Source organism: Paenarthrobacter sp. NPDC091711, assembly GCF_044756605.1.
Classification (GTDB): domain Bacteria; phylum Actinomycetota; class Actinomycetes; order Actinomycetales; family Micrococcaceae; genus Arthrobacter.
In genome coordinates, this window is sequence record NZ_JBIVTF010000007.1 from 120,591 (window position 1) to 142,105 (window position 21,515).

Genomic DNA, 21,515 nt, shown 5'->3' on the forward strand with positions numbered 1-21,515 from the left:
ATGACCGCCACCGATCACGTACAGGCGCCGGCCCCGGCTGCCCCCACCGGCAAGCGGGAAAAAGGCAGGGTTCGTCCCGTTCTCTTCATCGCCAAGAAGGTTCTGTCCTTGGTGGCCACCCTCTTCGTTGCCTCATTGGCAGTGTTCTTCTCACGCTTCCTGGTTCCCGGCGATCCCGCACGGTTCCTACTGAGGGGACGCAGCCCCAAGCCTGAGGCACTCGAAGAGATCACCCGGCAGTTCGGCCTGGATAAACCGGCCTGGGAACAGTACCTGAACTGGCTCGGGGGCATTCTCCAGGGGGACTGGGGCCGCTCGCTGACCTACCGCCAGGACGTCTCGGACGTCTTGCTCGGACGGCTGCCCACCACACTGCAGCTCGTGGCACTCGCCGCAGTTTTCATCACTGTCCTGGGCCTGTTTGCCGGCATCGTGGCCAGCCTGAACAAAGGCTTCGGTGACCGCTTCATCCTCATCACCCTCACCGCCGCTGGTGCCGTTCCGCCGTTTGTGGCAGCCATCGCCTTGGTAGCGCTCTTCTCCGTGGGCTTGGGCTGGTTCCCCTCTTTTGGAAGCGGCGACGGCGGATGGGACCGGATCTGGCATCTCACCCTCCCGGCACTCGCCTTGGGCATCACCTACATCGCCATGGTGGCCAGGGTGACCCGTTCCTCCATGAACGAGCAACTGCTCCGCGAACACGTTGAGGTAGCCACCAGCCGCGGCCTCACCCGTGGATCCGTGGTGGCACGCCACGTCCTGCGCAATGCCATGGGACCCATCCTGACCGTGAGCGGCGTCCTGGTGGCCGGACTTCTGGTCTCCAGCGCCATCATCGAGCGGACCTTTGGCCTCTCCGGCATCGGGCAACTCCTGGTGCAGTCCATCGATCGGCTGGACTTCGGTGTTGTCCAAGCGATCGTCATGGTGGTGGTTGCAGCCTTTGTCCTGGTCAACACCGTGGTGGATCTTGTCCAACCCCTCATTGATCCGCGGATCGCGGCCGGAACGGAGTCCCGATGACGTTAGCCATCCAACTGCCACAGGCGGGGCTTCGCCGTTACGGCAGCCTCTTGTCACCCATGGCGTGGGGCGCGCTCGCCGTTGCCGCCGTCGTCGTACTTCTTTCACTTTTCGCCCCGGTCCTGGCGCCGTACGACCCCGACTACGTGGACCTCAACAACGTTCTTGCCGGTCCCGGAGGACAGCACCTGCTGGGGACCGACGCTCTGGGCCGTGATCTCCTCAGCCGGCTCATGCACGGCGGGCGGACCTCGCTGCTCGGGCCCACCATCGTGGTGATCGGATCCACCGTCCTGGGCCTGCTGCTTGGACTGGTGGCTGGCTGGTCCGAGGGCTGGCTGGGCAAGGTTTTGGGCCGTCTTTTCGATCTTCTCTTTGCTTTTCCCGCGCTGCTGATGGCCATGCTTGCCATCGCCTTGTTCGGTAAGGGGCTCTTTGCGCCCATCCTGGCCATGACCATCGCGTACGTTCCTTACGTTGCCCGGCTGGCGCAGTCGTTGGTGGTGGCTGAGCGCGGCAGGCCGTACGTCCAGGCGTACCGGGTGCTCGGATTCCGGACGCCTTGGGTGGTGCTGGGACGGGTTCTCCCGAACCTGATCCCCACTGTTGGCGCGCAGTCAACACTGAACTTCGGCTATGTGCTGGCCGACCTCGCGGCGCTCTCCTTCATCGGGCTCGGCGTGCAACCGCCCACCAGCGACTGGGGCGCCATGATCGAGGAATCCCGTGGCGCCCTGCTGGGTGGCTATATCCTCCCCGCCTTCTGGCCCGCGTTGGTGGTGGTCCTGGTGGTGGTTGCCGTCAACGTCATCGGCGAGGAACTCTCAGACCGCATCGGAGGAAAACTTTCATGAGCCAGCTCTTGCAGATCGAAAACTTTACGCTCGGCTTTCCGGGCCGCCCGCCGCTGCTGGAAAGTGTCTCCCTGCACGTGAACGACGGCGAAGCTGTCGCCTTGGTGGGGGAGTCCGGCTCAGGTAAGTCGCTGACCACTCGTGCCGCGCTGGGGTTGCTTCCCGGCGGTTCGGAGTCCTCCGGCCTGGTATCTGTTCAGGGCCTGGATACTCTGACGGCCAGCAAACATCGCCTCATGGAACTGCGCCGGAAACACGCGTCCATGATCTTCCAGGACCCCAGAGCCGGGATCAATCCCGTCCGGACCGTAGGGGATTTCCTGACGGAAACCCTAGTGAGGCTTGATGGGTTGTCCCGGGCCGAGGCCACTGAACGGGCCGTGGCACAACTGGAGCAGGTGGGTCTTCGGCGGGCGGGTGGGCTAATAGATCAGCACCCCCACCAGCTCTCCGGCGGGATGCTCCAACGCGTCATGATCGCCGTGGCACTCCTGAACTCACCGGATCTGTTGCTGTGTGACGAGCCCACCACCGCCCTGGACGTCACTACCCAGGCGGGGATCGTGAAGCTCTTGCGTGAAGAACAACAATCGCGGGGGATGGGCATGCTCTTCATCACCCACGACCTCAACCTCGCCGCCAGCTTGTGCGAACGCGTCTACGTGCTTCGCCGAGGCGAAGTGGTGGAACACGGACCAACCCGGACTGTCTTCCTGACCCCTGAGCAGGACTACACACGGCAGTTGGTGGAGGCGACACCCGTCATTGAGACCGGCGCTGGCTCTTCTGTGGCGGAGGTGTCCGGGCTGGACCCAGCCCCTCTGCTGAAGGTCTCCGGGCTATCCAAGACGTACCAGCTTCCCCGCGGCGGGACTGTCGCCGCCCTGGATGGGGCCGAATTCAGCCTTCCGGAGGGCGGATCCCTGGGCATCGTGGGTGAGTCTGGTTCCGGAAAGTCCACCCTCGCGCGGCTGGTGGTGGCCTTGGAAACCCCCACATCCGGTGAACTTACCCTGCGGGACATCCCCCGTCCGCACCGCCCACTGAAAGCCTCCGAACGGAAAGCCCTGGCTAGGGACGTCCAGATAGTGTTCCAGGATCCCTACCTGTCCTTGGACCCGCGCATCCCGGTAGGTAACGCCGTGGCTGACGTCTTCCGCCTGCATCAGAAACAGGGGCGCAAGGAAGCCAAGGACAGTGCCCGCAACCTGCTGGGCCGGGTGGGAATCGGGCCGGAACGCTTCGATGCCCTGCCCCGAGCACTCTCGGGTGGGCAGCGGCAACGCGTTGCGTTGGCAAAGGCGCTCGCTGCCCGCCCACGACTCCTGGTTCTGGACGAAGCCACCAGTGCCTTGGACGTCTCCGTTCAGGCCCAGGTGCTGGAGCTCGTGGAAGAACTGCGGGACCAGCTGGGACTGACCATCCTGTTCGTCACCCATGACCTGGCTGTGGTCTCGCGCTTGTGCTCGGAAGTACTGGTGATGCATCAGGGACGGATCGTGGAGCAAGGGCCCACTGCCCGAATCCTTGAGGACCCCGGAGACGACTACACGAGGAACCTCATCGCCTCGCGTCCCCGGCCCTTGTGGGACGCCGAACCGGTCACCGCCTAAGCAGTAACGGCCTTGGCCACCAACAACAGTCCCGGCGCCCCATCAGTGCGCCTAGAAGCAGGAGAATTTCCCGTGAATACCACCGTTTTCGAACGGAATGTCCCCCAAGCCACCGTGGTGGCCCGCGCCTTGGAAGGTGCGGCCCACCGGCCGTTCTGGATCGACCACCTCAAGGACTCAGCAACCCGCTACCCACAGCTCGACGGCGATGCTGCCGCCGATCTGGTGATCGTCGGCGGCGGCTACACCGGCTTGTGGACAGCGCTGCGCGCCAAGGAACGCGAGCCTGGCCGGACCGTGATCCTGCTGGAAGGGGAGCGGGTGGCATGGGCAGCGTCGGGCCGCAACGGCGGCTTCTGCGAGGCGAGCCTCACCCACGGCCACGAGAACGGCAAGAACCGTTGGCCGGACGAGCTGGAAGTGCTGGACCGGCTGGGCATGGAAAACTTGGACCGCATGCAGGAAGCCGTGGAGAAGTACGGCATGGACTGCGAATGGGAACGCACAGGTGAGCTCAACGTCGCAGTGGAACCGCACCAAGTGGCGTGGCTCCAGGAGGACGACACCCCGGGCAGCGTTTTCCTGGACCAGGAAGCCGTTCGGGCGGAGGTTAATTCGCCTACCTATCTGGCGGGCCGCTGGCACAAGGACTCTGTGGCCATGGTCCACCCGTACAAACTGGGACTCGAATTGGCGCGGGTGGCTCATGAGCTCGGCGTGGTGATCCATGAGGGCACCCGTGTGCGGGAGCTGAAGGATCACGAGCACGGCGTCACCGTGGTCACGGAGCGCGGCGCCGTGGAAGCGGCGCACGTAGTCCTCGGTACCAACGTGTTTCCTTCACTTCTGAAGCGGAACCAGCTCATGACGGTGCCGGTGTACGACTACGCGCTCATGACCGAGCCCCTCACCGCAGAGCAGTTGGACTCCATCGGCTGGGGCAAAAGGCAGGGCATTGGGGACGTAGCCAACCAGTTCCACTATTACCGGATCACCAAGGACCATCGGATCCTGTTCGGAGGCTACGACGCCCTCTACTTCTGGGGGCGCCGCGTGGACCAAAAGCACGAGCACCAGCCGGCGACATGGGAGAAGATCGCCTCGCACTTCTTCACCACATTCCCGCAGCTCGAAGGGCTGAAGTTCACCCATAAGTGGGCCGGACCCATCGATTCGAGCACGCAATTCTGTGCCTTCTTCGGAACGGCGCGGAAGGGACGGGTAGCGTTTGCGGCAGGTTTCACGGGCCTCGGAGTGGGCGCCACCGCCTTCGCCGCCGACGTCCTCCTGGACCTCTTGGGTGGCTTGGACACCGAGCGCACCCGGCTGGAAATGGTCCGGAAACGTCCCCTGCCGTTCCCGCCTGAGCCGCTGGCCTCCCTGGGCATCAACCTGACGCGGTGGTCCATGGACCGGGCAGATCACAACCAAGGGAAGCGGAACCTCATCCTCAAAGCCCTCGACGCCGTGGGACTGGGCTTCGACTCCTGACCCCGCCCCGCCCCTTACCCCGTTGTGGGGCCTGTTGTGCGTGTTTCGGTCTTGGGGAAGGGCGCAGAGTAGGCCTCGCAACGCAAGGGGGTTTTGTTGTGGGGCCTGTTGTGCGTGTTTGGATCCCGTGTTGGGGCGCAGAGCGGGCCTCGCAACGCAAGGGGGTTTTGTTGTGGGGCCTGTTGTGCGTGTTTGGATCTTGGGGAATTGCGTAGAGCGGGCCTCGCAACGCAAGGGGCTCTAGCGCTTCGGGGCCGGCTTGCGTTGAGAAGAACCGCTCGACGTCGGACGCTTGGCTGGCGCTGCTGGCGTACGGGGTGCGGGACGCTTCACGGGGGTGGTCTTCGCTGCACCGCTTGCCTTGGCTGCGGTCGAGGCACGCGGAGGTGCAGCAGGACGTTTGGCCGGTGCAGCTGTACGGGAAACAGGTTTGCGTGAGGCCGGGGCTCGTTTGGCCGGGCTCGCGGGCTTCCGGGCAGGGGCCACAGCCCGTGAACCGAACGACGGCACCACCGCGCCGAGGAACATCACGGCCAGCGTGCCCACACCCGCCATCACGGCCAAGTAGAAGTAGATGTCTGAATCCCGGGTGCTGGCAGCGCTGCCCAGCGGAGTACTGCCCAAGGCGTTGGCGTCCTGGCTGAACGCGATGCCCCACATCCGCAGGAACGCGATGCTGCATCCGATGAACAGGCTGGTTCCGGCTGCACCCAGAAGTACCACGAGGTAACGCCGCCGGTTGAAGATCTGTACGAGGGAGGCCAAATAGCAGACCAGAACAGCGCCAAGGAACAAGTACAGGACCAGTTCCTCGAGGACCACGGCGGCCAGCACCAGCAGCCCCAGCGATACGAAGGCGGCCACTACCGCAAGCTTCCCACTGTTCCCCATGTGACGCATGAGGTTAATCATCGCCGACCAAGTGGCCACGCCACGCCGTCGTACATTGCAGTTGGATACCGTTGCGGGGCCCGGTTTGCGCCTCAATAGCCAAAAATAGCGCGCAGAGCAGGCCCCGCAACGGGAAGGCTTACTTGATGACGTACCCGTGCATGATGGTCATCACGGCTGCGACGCTTTGCTCGCGCGTGCGCTCGGGGTTGTACGTTTGCCGGTCCAGGCCCACCACGAAGATGGCTCCGAAGATCGCCGCCTCCAAAGAACCGCGGGCAATCGATTCATCAACCTTGTAACCCGCCGCGACGCTCTCGACGGCCGAGCCGATCACGGCCAGGAGCTCAGCCCGAAGCTCGGCAAATACGGCACTCCACTCACCGGGCGTCCGCCAGTTTTCGCTCACCCAGAGGCGGGCGAAGGAGGGGTAATCGTCCATGAACTCCATGGCCTGCCCCACCATGTTGTTCATGGATTCCAGGGGGTCGGTGCTCTGTCCGCGGACATCCTGCAGCCTGGCCAGCATGATGTCCACGCCATGCCGCAGCAACTGCGCGATCAGATCGGATTTGCTGCCGAAGTTGTAGTAGACAGTTCCCTTGGACACCCCGGCGGCGGCCGCAATTTCATCCACGGTCACCCCCGCAGCGCCGCGCTCGCCGATCAACTCCATGGAAGCCTCGAACAGGCGCTGCTTGGTGGCGTTGGTGCGGCCCGGGCGGAGCTTCTTCTCCGACAGGCCGGCGTCGGTTGCGGAAGGGACCGGCTCGGTGGTGCTCATACTGCGATCTCCGGCTTCAGGGTCTTGAGGGTCCACACCTTGTGTTTGCGGACGGCGAGCGTGGACAGCGCCATTCCCAGCAAAGTGTATCCAAGCAGGCCTAGGACCGTGGGCCAGATCATGCTGAGCTCACCGCCGTAGATCAGGTGACGCATGCCGGTCACCACGTATCCCATGGGCAGGACCTCGTGCACCACGTGCAGCGGCATGGGCGTGGTCTGCCACGGGAACGTACCGCCCGAGGAAACGAGCTGGAGGACCAACAGGATCAGCACCACAAACTTGCCGGGCGTCCCCATCAGCGCCACGATGCCTTGGATGATCGCGCTGAATGCCATCACCGCGGCCAACATAAACAGCCACATTCCGATGGGATGCGCGGGGTTCAAGCCCAAGCCAAGGTTCACCACCAGGGTGAGGATGGTGGCCTGCAGGACCGAGACCACGAAGAACGGCAGCCAGCCTCCGACGGCGATCTTCCAGGCGGGGGCGTTCGACGCCAAGGCCCGCTGGGTGATGGGTCGCATGGCCTGGACCAGCATGAACACGCCGATCCAGAGGGCCAGTGTGAGGAAGAACGGTGCCAGCCCGGCGCCATAGGAACCAGCCTTGGCTTGGGACACGTTGTCCACGGCCACCGGATCCGCGATCACCTTGGACACACTGTTTTTCTGCTCATCGTTCGGGTTGGGGATGTCTCCGGCGCCTTTGGCGAGCTCGGTGGCCAGGGTATGTGAACCATCGGATGCGGTCACTGCGCCGCTGGCGAGCTGGCCTGCACCGTCGTCCAATTGGTGGGCGCCGTCGTCGAGTTTCGCTGCGCCGTCCAAGGCGGTCTGCTGCCCGGCGGCCAACGTTGATGCGCCCGCGTTGAGCTGCCCGGCCCCGTCTGCGGCCTTCGAGATGGCCTCGGTCAGCGCTGGTGTGGCGGCGGCCAGCTTGGAGGCTCCGGCGCTCACAGCGGCTGAACCGTCGGAGAGCTGCTGGATTTTGGCAGCGTCACCGGAAATTTTTGCCTTCGCATCGGTGACGGGGCTCGACGCTGCGGCAGCATCGAAGTCTGCCAGAACCTTGTCGGCCTGCTCCTGCGTCAGCACACCGGCAGTGACCAGTCGCGCGTTCGAGTCGAGCACACGGGTACGGAGGCCCTTGTCTGCCGCTTCGAGCTGTCCGACGACGTCCTGGACTTTCGTGTTCAGCTCGGCGTTCCCGGCGGCTACTTGGGCGGCGCCATCAGCGAGCTTTTGGGAGTCCGCGGGCAGGGTGGCCGTCTTGTTCCTGAGTTCGTTCAGGCCGGAGCTCAACTGGCCCGCGCCGGCGTTCAACTGCACAGCACCATCGCGCAATTGGGTTTGCCCGGCCACGAGTTGGTCCGCGCCGGTGACCAGCTGGGTGGTGCCGGTGTGCAGCGTCGCGGCGCCATCACTGAGTTTCCCCACACCCGTGGCCAACTCGGAGGCACCATCGGCGGCTTTCACGATGGACGCATGGATGGTCCCAAAACCGGTGAGGAGCTGGTTGGCCGTTTCCTCGCCCACTTCCTTGGCGACAGTGGAGTGCACAGCCGTGGTGAGCTTGTCCACGATGGTGCTCAGGAGATAGTTGTTGGCGTCGTTGGTGGTGACGTGCAGCATGGCCTGGTTGGCGGCGTCGAAACTGCCGGGGGAGACCAGGTTGGCCGAGAAATCCTTGGGGATGCGAAGCGCGAAAGCGTACTCACCCGTGCGGACACCGGCATCCGCATCCTCAGCGCTGGAGACCTGCTTCCAGTTGAAGACGTGACCGTCCACCAGGCTGTCTGCCACCTTCTTGCCGGCCTGCAGTTCCGTGCCGTCTTTTGAGGTGGCACCCGTGTCTTCAACCACCAAGGCGGCGTCGATCTGGTTCAGGTTGCCGTACGGATCCCAGTTCGCGTAAAGGTACACCGCGCCGTAGAGCAACGGAACCATGGTCAGGGCGAGGATGGTCAGCTTGGGCAGGAGCCCGCCGGTCATGCGCTTGAGTTCGGAGCGGGCCAGCCGCAGAACAGTCACTTTGCAGTCCTTTGAAGGTTTTCGGATTCAGCGTGGGCAGCCGATGTAGTTTCAGACGCCGGTTGGGCGGCATGCTTGGCTTTGGGCTCGGTTGCGGGTTCGGTTTCGGGCTCGGCCGGCGCGGCTTCAGCTTCCGGTTCAGGAGGATGCGTCACGGAGTTTCCGATCACCGCAGCGGCTCCGGTCCAGTTGTCCGGGAGGGCACCTACGACGGCGACGACGGCAAGCGGACGCCCGGCGTCGGACGCCAATGCCTGAAGCCGGGGCAACCAGGCCGAGGGATCGGCGCTGTGGCGGTCCGGGGAGTCCACCACGAGGAGGTCCGTGGCCGGATCTGCCAGGGCCAGCGCGGTGAGGAGTTCCAAGCGCCGGGCGGCGGGAATTTGTTCTATCCAGAGACCAGCGATGTCTTCAAAGCTGTTGACCTTCAGCCACGGTTTGCTCAGCAGTGCGCCGCGGAAACGGCGGGGGATGAGGGAGAGGTCCTCGGTGACGAGGTCGCGGACGCTGAGGTGCTGCTCGGGTTCGTTGACGCCGGGAGAGTCCACCAAGGCGCTGGCAAGGCGGATCTTCTTGGTTTTGGTGGTGGTGTCCCAGCTGAGGACGCCGTTGCTGGGCTTCATGCGGCCGCTCAAAGCCAACGCCAAAGCTGTCCGTTGGTCCTGGCCCTCTCCAGCGACGAGCAGGAGTTCGCCGCGGCGGACTTGAAGTGACGTTGCCGGAAGGAGATCGCCCCGGCGGCCGTTGATCTGAAGTTGCTGTACGGACAGCACAATGAAGCCTTTCGCAGAAATGGTGTCTGCTGAAAGTCTAACTAAACTGACCAGTCAGTTCAAATAGGAGTTTTAGAGTCCGTACTTTTCCAGAAGCCGCAGCCACACTTCGCTGATGGTGGGGTACGACGGAACTGCATGCCAAAGGCGGTCAAGGGGGACCTCGCCCACTATCGCGATCGTTGCGGAATGGAGGAGTTCTGCCACGCCAGGGCCCACGAACGTGGCGCCCAGAATGACTTTCCGATCCTCATCAACCACCATCTGCGCCCAGCCCTTGTAATCGGGGGAGTGCAGTTGGGAGCCGGAGACGTTGATGGGGAGTTCCACGCCGGTGACGTTCTTGCCCTGTAGCAGCGCCTGCTCCAGGCTTGGGCCAACCGAGGCCACCTCAGGATCCGTGAACACCACGCTGGGGACGGCGTGGTCATTGGCCGTGTGCGCGTAGGGGCTCCACGGCTTCGGGGAGCCAGTGAGCTTGCCGTTGGCCCTTGCCACAATTGCGTCACCGGCAGCCCGGGCCTCATATTTGCCCTGATGGGTCAGGAGTACCTTGCCGGCCGCATCCCCGGCGGCGTAAAGCCAGAATCCGCTGGTGCCATCACTAGCGGGGCCTTCCACCAGCCCGCTGGCTTCGGTGGTGACTCGCAGGGGTTTGCCGTCCTGCGCTTCCACGCCCACATTTTCCAAGCCTAGATTGGCCAAAGCGGGGTGCCTTCCGGAGCTCACCAGGAGCTGGTCGGCATCAAGTGTGGTGCCGTCGAGCGTCACCGTCACTGAGCCGTCGTCGTTCTTCCCCACCCTCTGGACATCAGTGTGGAGGTGGACAGCAACGCCGTCGGCGCGAAGCCCTGCCAGCACCAGGTTGGCGGCTTCCTCCGGGTAGCTGCTCAGCAAACGGCCGCGGGCAATGAGCGTGACGTCCGAGCCGAGGCGGGCGAAGGCCTGCGCCATTTCCACTCCGGCTACGCCACCGCCGAGCACCACAAAACGGTTCGGGATTTCCTTGGCGGCCGTGGCACCACGGGTTGTCCAGAAAGGGACGTCGCTGAGGCCGTCAATGTCCGGAATGGTGGGAGTGGAGCCTGTCGCAATCACCACGGCATGGTGGGCTTTGAGCGCGTAACTGTTGCCGTCGATCCCGTCCACGTGGACTTCCCGAGGTCCCGTGATGCGGCCCCGGCCCCGGATCAACTCAATCCCGGCGCTGTCCAGCCATTCAACCTGGCTGCCGTCCTGCCAATTATTGGTGAACCAGTCCCGGTGTTTTAGTGCAGCTTCGGCGTCTATGGTTCCCGTGATCGCTTCCATAGCCCCCGGCACCACTTGGGCGGCATGGAGCGCGCTCCCCGGACGGAGGAGTGCTTTGGAAGGAATGCATGCCCAGTACGAGCACTCGCCGCCCACTAGTTCGCTTTCGATGATCACCGCCGTCAGGCCGCCGCGAACCACCCGGTCCGCCACGTTTTCCCCTACGGCGCCCGCGCCGATCACGATTACATCGAATTCCCGGGGGCTCTCGGCAGTCATGGGGCAAGCCTACAACCGCTGCCTGAGTGTTGTGAGGCCTGCTCTGCGGGGTTCGTGGGGGTTTTGGGGCGCAAAGCAGGCCCCGCAACGTAAGGCGGTTGTCCGCATATTGGGATGTGCATCTCAAAATATGGAAGTTCTCTTTAGGCTCGATACATGGGAGATGAACTGAAACCTTTTGTTGACTGGAAGTGGTGTGCCCGCAACGTCGGGAGGTTCGTCTTGGTGGATACGCGCTGGTACTTGGACGGCACCTCCGGTAAAGACGCCTACGACGCCGGACATCTTCCGGACGCAGTGTTTGTCGATATGGATCGTTGGCTGTCCGGGCCCGCAACACCCGAATCCGGCAGGAATCCGCTACCCGATCCTGAAGTTTTTGCTCAGGGCATGCGGGACGCCGGTATTAGTGATTCGGACACCGTAGTGGACTATGACGACGCTGGGGGAGTCATCGCGGCCCGGCTGGTCTGGATGCTCCGATCCACGGGACACCATGCGGCGATCCTGGACGGCGGGATAAGCAACTATCCTGGGGATCTCACCACGGAAACGCCGCTGCGCCGGACCGGGAGCTTCACTGCCAAAGCCTGGCCTGAAGACCTGCTGGCAGACATTTCGGAAGCCTCCTCTGACGCCTTCCTCACCATGGACGCGAGGAATCGCGACCGATTCGAAGGCCGCCAAGACCCTATCGATCCCCGCCCCGGACACATACCTGGTGCCGTGAACGTCCCCTGCCGTGAGAACCTCGACGCCACGGGTCATCTGCTCCCGGAGCCGCAGATACGCGCGAACTTCGAGCGTGCCGGAGTCCTGTCCGCCGCGAAGACCATTGCCTACTGCGGATCCGGGGTGACCGCGTGCCACAACCTATTGGTGATGGAGCAGTTGGGAATGGGCACCGGCAGGCTGTTCGTCGGCGGATGGTCCCAGTACGGCCATGCACTGGACAGGCCAGTGGAGACGAAAACCTAGCTTGTGAGGCCTGCTCTGCGCGCTTGTAGGGGGTTTTGGGGCGCAGAGTAGGCCCCGCAACGCAGGCCTAGGCGTGCATCGCGCCCTTGAACAAGCCCGTAATCGAGGCCGGATGGGTGATCGCGGTGCCGACCACAACCGCGAATGCGCCGGCGTCGAGGGCCTGCCGGGCGTGGGCGGGGGTGTGGATGCGGCCCTCTGCGATGAGTGGTTTGCCCAGGTCAGCGGTGGCGATCTGTTCCAACAGCTCCAGGTCCGGCCCGTCGGTCTTAGGGCGCTCGCCGGTGTAACCGGACAACGTGGTGCCGATCAGGTCTGCCCCCGCTTCCACAGCAGCAACGGCATCCTCAAACGAGCCGCAATCTGCCATGACCAGCGCATGGGACTCCGAGTGGATACCGGCAACAGTCTCCGAAAAGGACAAGCCGTCCGGGCGCTCACGGCGTGTTCCATCAATCGCCACAACATGCGCGCCCGCATTCGCCACGGCCAGGGCGTGCCGCAGCGTGGGGGTAATGAAGACACCGTGGTGCCCGTCCTTCCAGAGGCCAATGACAGGAACCTCGACGGCGGTGCGCGTGGACTGCACGTCGGCCAACCCTTGGACACGGATCGCCGCGGCGCCCCCGATGACCGCCGAAGCCGCCACTTGTCCCGTGGTCCGGGGATCGCGCATGGGCTCTCCGGGGTATGCCTGACAGGAGACGATCAGCTGGGAACGGAGGGCCTCGAGGCCTGTGGGGGTGAGGATCATGATGTCTCCCTTACTTACGGACTACTTAAGAACGAGTTTTGCCGCGCCAACAATGGCAGCGGTGTTGCCGAGGCGTGCCCTCACAACGGGCACGGAGGCCAAGGGAGTCAGCAGTTCCTGACGCAAGGCGAACTCCATGGGTTTCCACCAGAGCTCGCCGGCGTCGGCCAAACCACCGGAAATCACCACGGTTTCGGGGTCAAGAATGTTGATGAGTCCGCCCACGGCTTGCCCGGCGGCGGCTGCGCCGACGTCTATTGCACACAAAGCAGCGGCGCGGCCGTCCGCCGATCCTGCGGCAGGAGCAGCGTCGTGAGCAGCAGAGGCCAGCGCAAACACGCCACGCGTGTCCGCCGCCTCCAAGGCAGAACCGCCGAAGCGCAGAAACGCCTCATACATCGCCGGCCCGGAAGCGATCGCCTCGACGTGTCCGGATGCACCGCATACACACGGCAGCGAAACGCCGTCGGAGTAGGCGTAAGGCGAAGCGAAGTGCCCTACGTGACCACCCACGAAGCGGTGCCCCAGAACAGGCGAACCGTCCAGCACGAAGCTCCCGCCCACGCCGGTTCCGAATGCCACCATGAGCGAACTTGAGGATCCGGCGGCCGCGCCGAGCCACGCCTCGCCGAGGGCGTGGGCGTGAACATCATTGACGGCGCGCACGGTCTGCACGGACGGGGCAGCGAGCGAAAGTCGGGCAGACAGCCCAGCAACCAGCGAAGTCCCGGCCCAGCCATGAATCGCGTCGGTCGCAGAGACGACGGTCCCGGCAACAGCATCAATGACCCCGGCGGAGCCGATGCCGACGCCGGAAACTGACATTCCGGCGTCGGCAGCGCGCTCCACCAAGCCCGTGATCAGCGCAGCGGTGGCGTCGAGGATCGCTTCGCCACCGGCCCGGTTCAACGTCGGAATGGTCTCCGACATGAGCACTTCACCAGAGTGGGCAACAACCCCGGCGGCGGTTTTGGTGCCGCCGAGGTCAACGCCGATCACGTGGGTCAAGGAAGCGGTCATGGAAACCTAGACCAGCCCGTTCCGCTCCAGAATTTCGCGAATCGCGGCAGTCTCGGAATCGTTCAGGGACAGCATGGGCTGGCTCATGGTGTTGGACTCGATGACGCCCATCACCTGCAGCGCGGTCTTGAACGCACCCAGGCCTGCCGCACCGCCGGAGACGCGGCCGTTGGGGGTGTAAACGATCTCGAAGACGTCGGCCAGGCGGTCCTGCTCCCTTGCCACAAGAGCCCAGTCGCCGGCCTGCGCGGCGTCGAACAGGCGGCGGTAGCCGGCCGGATCGACGTTGCCGAGGCCTGGCACAACGCCCTGCGCGCCGCCCAGGAGGGCGCCGTCCACCACAACTTCGTGACCGGTGAAGATGTCGAAGTTGGGGATGTCCTTGGCAGCGAGGAGCAGCTGGCGGAAGGAAACGTCGTCGCCGGAGGAGTCCTTGACGCCGGCAATGACACCGTCGCGGCCGAGGCGGACCAACAAATCGGTAGGCAGTTTGAAGTGCGTGCGGACCGGAACGTCGTAGGCGAAGATCGGCTTCTCGATGGCGGCGTGGATGCTGCGGAAGTGCGTTTCGGTCTCCGCGGCGTTGCCGATGGCGTAATACATGGAGGTGACCACGATCGCGTCGGCTCCGAGGTCCACCACTTTGCGCGCTTCTTCGATGACGCGGGTGGTGGTCTGCTCGTTGGCGCCGACGATCAGCGGGACTGCGCCTGCATTGGCGTCGGCGATGGTGGAGACCACCAGTTCACGCTCATCGTTGGTGAGGTAGGGGACTTCGCCGGAGGAGCCCAGGACGAAAAGGCCGGACACACCGCCGTCGATCAGGTGCTTGGTGACGTTTTTCAGCGACGCGGTGTCGATGCTGCCGTCTGCGTGGCGGGGGGTGATGACCGGCGGGATGACGCCCTGGAACTGAGTGGACACAGAATTCTCCGTTGTTTGTAGCTTGTGAAGGGAAAAACTAGATGTGAAGCAGGCTGGGCGCGGCGCCCAGCAGCTTCTTGGTGTAGTCGTTGCTCGGGTTGTCGAAGACCTGCGCGGCGGAGCCTTGTTCGACGATCTTGCCGAAGTACATGACGCAGATCCGGTCCGAGACGTAGCGGACCGTTTGGATATCGTGCGAAATGAACACCATGCCCAGGTTCAGCTGGGTCTTCAGATCGGACAGCAGGTTCAGGACCTGCGCACGGACCGAAACGTCCAGCGCCGACGTCGGCTCGTCCGCCACGATGATGTCCGGGTCCAAAGCCAACGCGCGGGCGATCGCCACGCGCTGGCGCTGGCCGCCGGAAACCTGCGACGGCGTCACTTCGGCTGCCGATTGCGGCAAGCCAACCAGCGCCAAGAGTTCCTTGACCTTGGCGGCGCGGGAAGCAGCGTTGCCGATCCCGTGGATCTGAAGGGGATCAGTGAGGATGTCCTGGATGGTCATGCGCGGGTTCAAGGCGGTCGCCGGGTCCTGGAAGACCACGGAAACGGAGCGGCCAAACTGCTTGCGCATGGCCGCGTTCCGCTTGATGGCCGGCTTTCCGTGGAACAAAACCTTGCCCGACGTCGGCGGCTGAAGTCCCACGAGCACCGAAGCGAGGGTGGACTTGCCGCAGCCGGACTCACCCACGATGCCGACGGTTTCGCCGCGGCTGATGGTGAAGTCCACGCCGTCCACGGCCTTGACGATGTTCGGACGGAACAGGCCACCGGTTCGTGCATGGTGGTAGACCTTGACGTCCTTGAGCTCGATGACCGGCTTGCCGGTTGATTCACTCATTTCGCATCCTCCTTCAAGTGGCTCGCCCAGTAGTGATCGGCATCGTCACCGTTCGCCGAGGAAACCGAAGAGACGGTGGTGAGGACCAATTTCTGGTGGGGATCGGCGTCGGGTCGCAGTGAGCGGGCCGCGAAGCGGTCGCCCGTGGCGAAGTCCCGAGGGGACGGAACAGTGCCGGGGATCTGGTGGAGGCGGACAGCGTCAGCCTCGATGGAGAGGACAGCACCCAGCAAGCCGCGGGTGTACTCGTGCTTGGGGTTCTGCAGGAGTTCCGAAGCCTGCGCGGATTCCACCACTTGGCCGGCGTACATCACCGTGATGCGGTGTGCCAGGGAGGCCACCAGGGCGAGGTCGTGGCTGACGAAAACCATGGCGAAGCCGAGTTGTTCACGCAGCTCGTTGAGGAGGTCCACAACCTGCTTCTGGACAGTGACGTCCAGGGCGGTGGTGGGCTCATCGGCAACAACGATCTTGGGCGAACGGGACAGGGCCATAGCGATCAGCACGCGTTGGCGCTGGCCGCCGGAGAGCTCGTGCGGGTAGCTGGCAAGTGTCCGGACGGGATCCAGTTTCACCATTTCCAGCAGCTCGGCCGGGGTCTTGCGGCCGCCGCGCTTGGTGAGCTGCTCCATCTGGTCCTTGATTTTCATGGACGGGTTCAGGGAGCTCAGCGCGTCCTGGTAGACCATGGCAATTTGTTCACCGCGGAGGCCCTCATAGGCCTTCGGGTTGCTGTGCTTGGTGGCGGCGTCCAGGAGTTCCTTGCCGTCGAACTTGATGGAGCCGGTGACCTGGGCGGTCTTGGGCAGCAGCCCCATCACGGCCAGGGAGGTGATGGACTTGCCACAACCGGATTCGCCCACCAGGCCCATGGTTTCGCCCTCGCGGACAGTGAAGGAGACGTTGTCCACGATCGCGATGTCGCCGAAACGGCCCGGGAATCGGATGGACAGGTTTTTCACTTCAAGGACATTGCGGGCACCGGGGGAGACCTGCGGGAGGCGGTCGGTGCGCTTCGCTTCGATGGCTGCGAGCAGTTCCAGTTCGCGGTCCAGGAGGAGGTGCGGGTTGGCGGCGGCCAGCTTCACGTCGGTGAGGACGGCTGAGGTTCCCGCCTCTGAAGCGACGCCGTCAGCGGAAGCTGCACGGACGCCGTCGAGCTCGTGTGCCTCAACCACGGAAGGCTGGGCAACGGAGGTGGCAACCTCGGTGTCCACGGCCACGGCAGCAGTAGAGCCGTCGTCGTCCGTAACAACAGGGGCACGGCGCAGTTTCGGGTTCACCATGGCGTCGGTGAGGCCCTCGGCCAGGATGTTCAGTGACAGCACGGTCAGCAGGATGGTCACACCGGCGAAGGTGGTGGCCCACCAGCCGCCGGACAGGACCAAGTTGCGGCCGTAGGAAATGACGTTGCCCCAGGACGGAGCGGGGTCCTGAACGCCGGCGCCCAGGAAGGACAGCGAGGCTTCGAGGATGATGGCGTCGGCCACCATGACCGTGGCGAACACCAGCACGGGAGCGGCAGTGTTGCGGACGATGTGCTTGACCAGGATGTAGAAACGGCCTGCACCGATCACACGCTCGGCGCGGACGTAGTCCTCGCCGTATTGGGCCAGCACGTTGGCGCGGACCACGCGGGCCAGCTGCGGGGTGTAGATGATGGCGATGGCGATGATGATGGTGGGGACCGAGTTGCCGAATGCTGCCAACAGCACGGCGGCCAGGGCGATGCCGGGGAACGCCATGAGGATGTCCATGAGCCGCATGATGATCTCGTTCACGGACTTGCTGGACGTGGCCGCGAAGGAACCGAGGAGTGCACCGGCAACGATGGCCAGGGCAACCGCGCCAAGGCCGATCATCAGCGAGGACTGTGCGCCGAACAGGAGGCGGGAGAAGATGTCACGGCCCAGGCGGTCGGTGCCGAAGAAGTGCTCGGCGCCCGGCGGCGTGGCTGGAATGAACGTCTCCAGAGGATCGTGCGGTGCGATGACCGGCGCGAAAATTGCCGCCAGGATAATCACCATGAGGAAGAGCAGGGCGATACGGGAGCCCCAGGGCAGGGCCTTGAAACGAATGCCCGGGGCACTTAGCCGTTCTGCGAGCTTGCTGCGCATGAGCTATACCGTCCTGATTCGGGGGTTGATGAGCAGGTAGAGGAGGTCCACCACGATGTTCACCAGAACAAAGGTGACCGAGATGGTGAGCACCACGCCCTGGACCAGGTTGACGTCCAGGTTGGTGATGCCGTTGAGGATCAGCTGGCCCATGCCGGGCAGGGCGAAAATCATTTCAATCACGACGGCGCCACCCAGCAGGTAGCCGACGCGGAGTCCCAGCACGGTCACCGGGGTGACGAGCGCGTTGCGGAGGACGTTCTTGGAGACCACCTCGCGGTAGGGGACGCCGTTGCCGATGGCGGTGCGGACGTAGTCGCGGTCCAGTTCCTCCACCATGGAGGTGCGGACCACGCGGATCAGCGACGCTGAGACGGGGATGCCGAGGGCGAGTGCCGGGAGGGCCATCGAGTTGAGCCAACCGCCAAAGCCGGATTCCGGCGTCGCAATTCCGCCTGAGGGGAACATCGGGTTCTCACCGAGGGCGAACCACTGGATGAGCAGGATGCCGAGCCAGAACGACGGCGTGGCGATCGCGGCGATGGAGAAGACACGGACCAACTGGTCCTGCCACTTATCGCGATACAAGGCTCCGAGGATGCCGAACGCCAGGGAGAGGACGATCGCAATGAGGACGCCAAGGAAGGTGAGCTGGAGCGTCAGGGGGAACGCCGAGCCGATCATGGATGCCACCGACTTGGCCGGTGGGGTGGTGACGCCGAGGTCGAACTGAAGGAGCTTGCCGAGGAAGCGGAAGTACTGCAGGACCAGGGGATCGTTCAGGCCATTGTCCTGGCGGTACTGCTGCTTGGCTTCTTCGCTGGCGCCGTCACCGAGGGCGGAGCTTGCCTGGTCGCCAGGAGCGGCCTGCAGGACGAGGAAGACGAGCAACGTAATGCCCAGGATCATCAATGGCAATGCTGCAAGTCTGCGGCCAAGCAAACGCAATATCGTGACCAATTTGTTCTCCGGTTGGTTGGGTGCTGCTGGTTGCGGGGCCCGCTCTGCGGGCTATTTGGGGGATTTAGGCCGCAGAGCGGGCCCCACAACGCGAGGGGTGCTTTAGGCGGTTCGTCCGACGTCGATGAACGACAGGCCGGTGGTGGGAAGCGGCTGGAAGCCGTTGAGCTTCTTCTCATCCCAGGCGCTGGGGAGTTGGCGGTGGAAGACCGGGTACAGGGGAACCTCATCGGAGACCATGTCCACGATTTCGCCCACGATCTTCTTGGCCTCGTCACCGGATGCCTGGGAGCCCTTGTTCATGAGCTCCTGCAGTTTGGTGCGCTCCGGGGTGGTCCAGAAGGCACGCTTGTCCATCCACGTTGCGCCCGAGTAGAACCAGCTCAGCAGCAGGTCTGCATCGTTGCCGAAGACGGACGGATCGCCCGGGGCTGCAACTACGGAGAAGTCGCCCTTGCCCACGCGGTCGCTGTACAAAGCGCCGGACTGGAGGCTCTTCACGGTGACCTTGACGCCGGGGATCTTGTTCCAGGATTCGAGGATCAGTGGTGCGACGTCCTTGACCCAGGCGGTGTCCGTGGTGAGGAGTTCGAACTCGAGGTTGGTGACGCCGGCCTGCTTCAGAAGTTCTTCTGCCTTGGACGTATCGAAGCCGTAGACGTTCTTGGCCTTGACGTAGTCCGGGTGGCCTTCCTGGAAGTAGGACGTGGCGGCCTTGGCGTTGCCGAACAGGGCCTTCTTGATGATGGATTCTTTGTCCATGCCGTAGTGCAGGGCCTGACGGACCAGTTTGTTGTCGAACGGTGCCTTGGCGCAGTTGAACATGAGAAACAGCAGGCCGAAGGACTGGACGGACTCAACCTTGACCTTGGACTTCAGGCCGTCGACGTCCAGGTAAGGAACGTCTTCGATCGCCTGAACGCGGCCGGACTGGACTGCGGTGACGCGGGCTGCGGCGTCGGAGAGCAGCAGCCAGGTCATGCCCTTGGCCAGTGCCGGCTTGGGGCCGTTGTAATCGGCGAAAGCTTCGAAGACGATCTTGTCGTCCTTGACTGCCGAGATGAGCTTGTACGGGCCGGATCCCACGGGTGAAGCGTCGAAGGCCTTCAGGTCCGTGGCGAGTGCCTTGGGGACGATCTTGACCACCGAGATGCGGGGGCCGAAGCCGGGGAAGGCGTACTTAAGGGTGAACTCCACCGTCTTCGCGTCCAGCGGCTTGACGTCCTGGATGAAGGGGATGAACTGGGAGAACAGCGACTTGTTGGCCGGGTCCATCACACGGGTGAAGGAGAAGGCGACGTCCTCAGTGGTGACGGGGGAGCCGTCGTGGAACTTCGCACCTTCGCGGATGGTCACCTGGTAGGTAGTGTCGTTGACCTTCTTGGGGTCCGACGCTGCGAGGGCGTTGTATGGCTGGCGGGTTGCCGGGTGGAGTTCGATGAGGCCTTCGAAGATGTGCAGGTTGGCTGCCATCGGTGTGGCGCCGGAGGAACTCAGGGGATCGAAGCCGGTGGACAGTGCGTAGGAGATGCCTGCCTCGATGGTGAGGTCCTTGTTGACGGCCGCCGTGTTGGTGGTGGTGCCCGTGGTGGTGCTGGCAGCGCCGCCGCACGCAGAGAGGGTTGCCGTGAAGGCGGCTGCTGCACCAACTGCGCCGCTTAGCTTCAGGAAGTTCCGGCGGCTGGCGTCGTTGACCAGCGGCAGGCTGTGGATCGTCTTGCTCATAGGGTGCCTCACCATTCGCGTTTCGTGGGTTATCGGATGTAGGACGTCCGATGCTCGTAGTGAAACTGTAAGGGCGGTCACAACGGAACGTCAAGTGAGAAAAGGCGCTGGTGCTTCGGCTGCGCTCTGGGATGATTGCCGGCTGCGGCCAGCCCTGAGGGGAAATCTCAACGATTTCACGGTACATAGCTATGACGGAGGTGGGACATCCGATATTGTATGTTGCGAGTCACTCATCTTGGCTGGGCTATAAGCTCGCCTCAATATTAACACCGCACGTACTTCCCGGGCTGGCCTCAGCGGGTCCGAGGGGCAGGTGCATCGGCAAGGAGAAAGCCATGACAACTTCCGGTGTGGTTCCGCAGGCGCGGTTCAGTGCACAGGCCCGGCTGCGTGCCCTGCAGTCGGACATTATGGAATTGATCCTTGAGCGCGAGCTCGAGGCAGGCGATCCATTGCCCACCGAGAGCGAGCTTTCCGGCGCACTCGGAGTGGGGCGCAATACGCTCCGGGAATCCCTCAAGGTTCTCCAGGCGCTGGGCGTCATTGAGATCCGTCATGGCTTCGGCATGTTCGTGGCACCGAGCAACTTCGATGCCCTTGCGGACGGTCTCACCTTCCGGGGCCGGCTTTCCCTCCGCCACCAGGGCTTGGAAGCGTTGCAGCTGGTGGACGTTCGCCAGGCGCTGGAATCAGGCCTGATTGGCTCGTCCATCGACGTCATGACCAAGGAGCAGCTCGCCTCCATTGAAGAAGCCGTGAAGCAGATGGAAGAACTTGCTGCCGCCGGCGAAAACTTTGTTGCCGCGGACGCCGAGTTCCACCGCCGCCTTTTCGAGCCCCTCAACAACGAGCTCCTGATCAACCTCATGGGCGTCTTCTGGAAGGTTTACCGGAAAATCCATGTGGAGATCGGTCCCGGCAACGAGGACCTGGCGAAAACTGCCGCCATGCACCGCAGCATCTACGCCGCAGTCGCAGCCGGGGACAAAGTTTCGGCGTCCGAACTGCTGAACCGGCACTTCGACGGCATCCGTCGCCGCATCACTGAGGCCGTGGGGGACTAAGCCTCCGCGCCCAACGCAAGGGCCGCCGTCGTACTTTTTCGGAAAGTACGACGGCGGCCCTTGCGGTTCTGCGTGCGGGTCACCTGCCGCTGTGCTCACCTCACCCAAGTAGGTAGCAGATCAGGTCGTTCCCG

Annotated in this window: 18 protein-coding genes; 6 read left to right on the forward strand and 12 right to left on the reverse strand. The window is 63.8% G+C overall.

Features of this window, described 5'->3' with window-relative positions:
- The 4 genes from ACIQH5_RS12800 to ACIQH5_RS12815 all read left to right on the forward strand — a co-directional run bounded on the left by ACIQH5_RS12800 (position 1) and on the right by ACIQH5_RS12815 (position 4,981).
- Entirely contained in the window at positions 1-1,023 is a 1,023-nt protein-coding gene (locus ACIQH5_RS12800) for an ABC transporter permease (protein WP_400403745.1), read from the forward strand.
- Entirely contained in the window at positions 1,020-1,877 is an 858-nt protein-coding gene (locus tag ACIQH5_RS12805; RefSeq protein ID WP_400403748.1) for an ABC transporter permease, read from the forward strand. Before ACIQH5_RS12800 ends, ACIQH5_RS12805 begins: the two co-directional genes overlap by 4 nt.
- The gene (locus tag ACIQH5_RS12810) at positions 1,874-3,490 is read left to right on the forward strand and encodes a dipeptide ABC transporter ATP-binding protein (protein ID WP_400403750.1); all 1,617 of its coding nucleotides are present in this window, start codon (positions 1,874-1,876) and stop codon (positions 3,488-3,490) included. Before ACIQH5_RS12805 ends, ACIQH5_RS12810 begins: the two co-directional genes overlap by 4 nt.
- Positions 3,491-3,562: 72 nt before the next feature.
- Positions 3,563-4,981, forward strand: coding sequence for an NAD(P)/FAD-dependent oxidoreductase (locus ACIQH5_RS12815; protein WP_400403753.1), 1,419 nt, complete (start codon positions 3,563-3,565; stop codon positions 4,979-4,981).
- A 240-nt stretch (positions 4,982-5,221) separates the two neighbouring features.
- Here the strand turns inward: ACIQH5_RS12815 and ACIQH5_RS12820 are convergent, their stop codons facing one another.
- The 5 genes from ACIQH5_RS12820 to ACIQH5_RS12840 all read right to left on the reverse strand — a co-directional run bounded on the left by ACIQH5_RS12820 (position 5,222) and on the right by ACIQH5_RS12840 (position 10,992).
- The gene (locus ACIQH5_RS12820) at positions 5,222-5,872 is read right to left on the reverse strand and encodes a hypothetical protein (RefSeq protein ID WP_400403756.1); all 651 of its coding nucleotides are present in this window, start codon (positions 5,870-5,872) and stop codon (positions 5,222-5,224) included.
- Positions 5,873-6,011: 139 nt separating this feature from the next.
- On the reverse strand, positions 6,012-6,656 hold the full coding sequence (locus ACIQH5_RS12825) for a TetR/AcrR family transcriptional regulator (RefSeq protein WP_400403759.1): 645 nt from the start codon (positions 6,654-6,656) through the stop codon (positions 6,012-6,014).
- Positions 6,653-8,689 (reverse strand): YhgE/Pip family protein, encoded by a 2,037-nt coding sequence (locus ACIQH5_RS12830; protein WP_400403761.1) that lies wholly within the window; start codon positions 8,687-8,689, stop codon positions 6,653-6,655. Before ACIQH5_RS12830 ends, ACIQH5_RS12825 begins: the two co-directional genes overlap by 4 nt.
- Positions 8,686-9,462 (reverse strand): ABC transporter ATP-binding protein, encoded by a 777-nt coding sequence (locus ACIQH5_RS12835; protein WP_400403764.1) that lies wholly within the window; start codon positions 9,460-9,462, stop codon positions 8,686-8,688. Before ACIQH5_RS12835 ends, ACIQH5_RS12830 begins: the two co-directional genes overlap by 4 nt.
- 72 nt (positions 9,463-9,534) lie before the next feature.
- Positions 9,535-10,992 carry a dihydrolipoyl dehydrogenase family protein gene (locus tag ACIQH5_RS12840; RefSeq protein ID WP_400403767.1) on the reverse strand — a complete coding sequence of 486 codons (1,458 nt, stop codon included), beginning with the start codon at positions 10,990-10,992 and terminating at the stop codon, positions 9,535-9,537.
- Between the two features lie 156 nt (positions 10,993-11,148).
- Between ACIQH5_RS12840 and ACIQH5_RS12845 the strand changes: the two genes are divergently transcribed.
- Positions 11,149-11,970: a sulfurtransferase gene (locus ACIQH5_RS12845; protein WP_400403769.1), complete on the forward strand. Its 822-nt coding sequence runs from the start codon at positions 11,149-11,151 to the stop codon at positions 11,968-11,970.
- Between the two features lie 67 nt (positions 11,971-12,037).
- On the opposite strand, the gene ACIQH5_RS12850 is transcribed toward ACIQH5_RS12845, so the two are convergent.
- The 7 genes from ACIQH5_RS12850 to ACIQH5_RS12880 form a co-directional block, all read right to left on the reverse strand.
- Positions 12,038-12,724, reverse strand: coding sequence for an N-acetylmannosamine-6-phosphate 2-epimerase (locus ACIQH5_RS12850; RefSeq protein ID WP_400403772.1), 687 nt, complete (start codon positions 12,722-12,724; stop codon positions 12,038-12,040).
- A 21-nt stretch (positions 12,725-12,745) separates the two neighbouring features.
- Positions 12,746-13,732, reverse strand: coding sequence for an ROK family protein (locus ACIQH5_RS12855; protein ID WP_400404000.1), 987 nt, complete (start codon positions 13,730-13,732; stop codon positions 12,746-12,748).
- 18 nt (positions 13,733-13,750) lie between these two features.
- Positions 13,751-14,668: a dihydrodipicolinate synthase family protein gene (locus tag ACIQH5_RS12860; protein ID WP_400403775.1), complete on the reverse strand. Its 918-nt coding sequence runs from the start codon at positions 14,666-14,668 to the stop codon at positions 13,751-13,753.
- Between the two features lie 37 nt (positions 14,669-14,705).
- Positions 14,706-15,512, reverse strand: coding sequence for an ATP-binding cassette domain-containing protein (locus tag ACIQH5_RS12865; protein WP_142936606.1), 807 nt, complete (start codon positions 15,510-15,512; stop codon positions 14,706-14,708).
- Positions 15,509-17,629 (reverse strand): dipeptide/oligopeptide/nickel ABC transporter permease/ATP-binding protein, encoded by a 2,121-nt coding sequence (locus ACIQH5_RS12870; protein WP_400403779.1) that lies wholly within the window; start codon positions 17,627-17,629, stop codon positions 15,509-15,511. Before ACIQH5_RS12870 ends, ACIQH5_RS12865 begins: the two co-directional genes overlap by 4 nt.
- A gap of 3 nt (positions 17,630-17,632) precedes the next feature.
- A complete protein-coding gene (locus ACIQH5_RS12875) occupies positions 17,633-18,589 on the reverse strand; it encodes an ABC transporter permease (protein WP_024819607.1) in 957 nt (318 codons plus the stop codon).
- Positions 18,590-18,691: 102 nt separating this feature from the next.
- On the reverse strand, positions 18,692-20,329 hold the full coding sequence (locus tag ACIQH5_RS12880) for an ABC transporter substrate-binding protein (protein WP_400403782.1): 1,638 nt from the start codon (positions 20,327-20,329) through the stop codon (positions 18,692-18,694).
- Between the two features lie 323 nt (positions 20,330-20,652).
- Here ACIQH5_RS12880 and ACIQH5_RS12885 point away from each other — a divergent pair, with 323 nt between their 5' ends.
- The gene (locus ACIQH5_RS12885; protein WP_400403784.1) at positions 20,653-21,381 is read left to right on the forward strand and encodes a FadR/GntR family transcriptional regulator; all 729 of its coding nucleotides are present in this window, start codon (positions 20,653-20,655) and stop codon (positions 21,379-21,381) included.
- Positions 21,382-21,515: the final 134 nt, after the last annotated feature.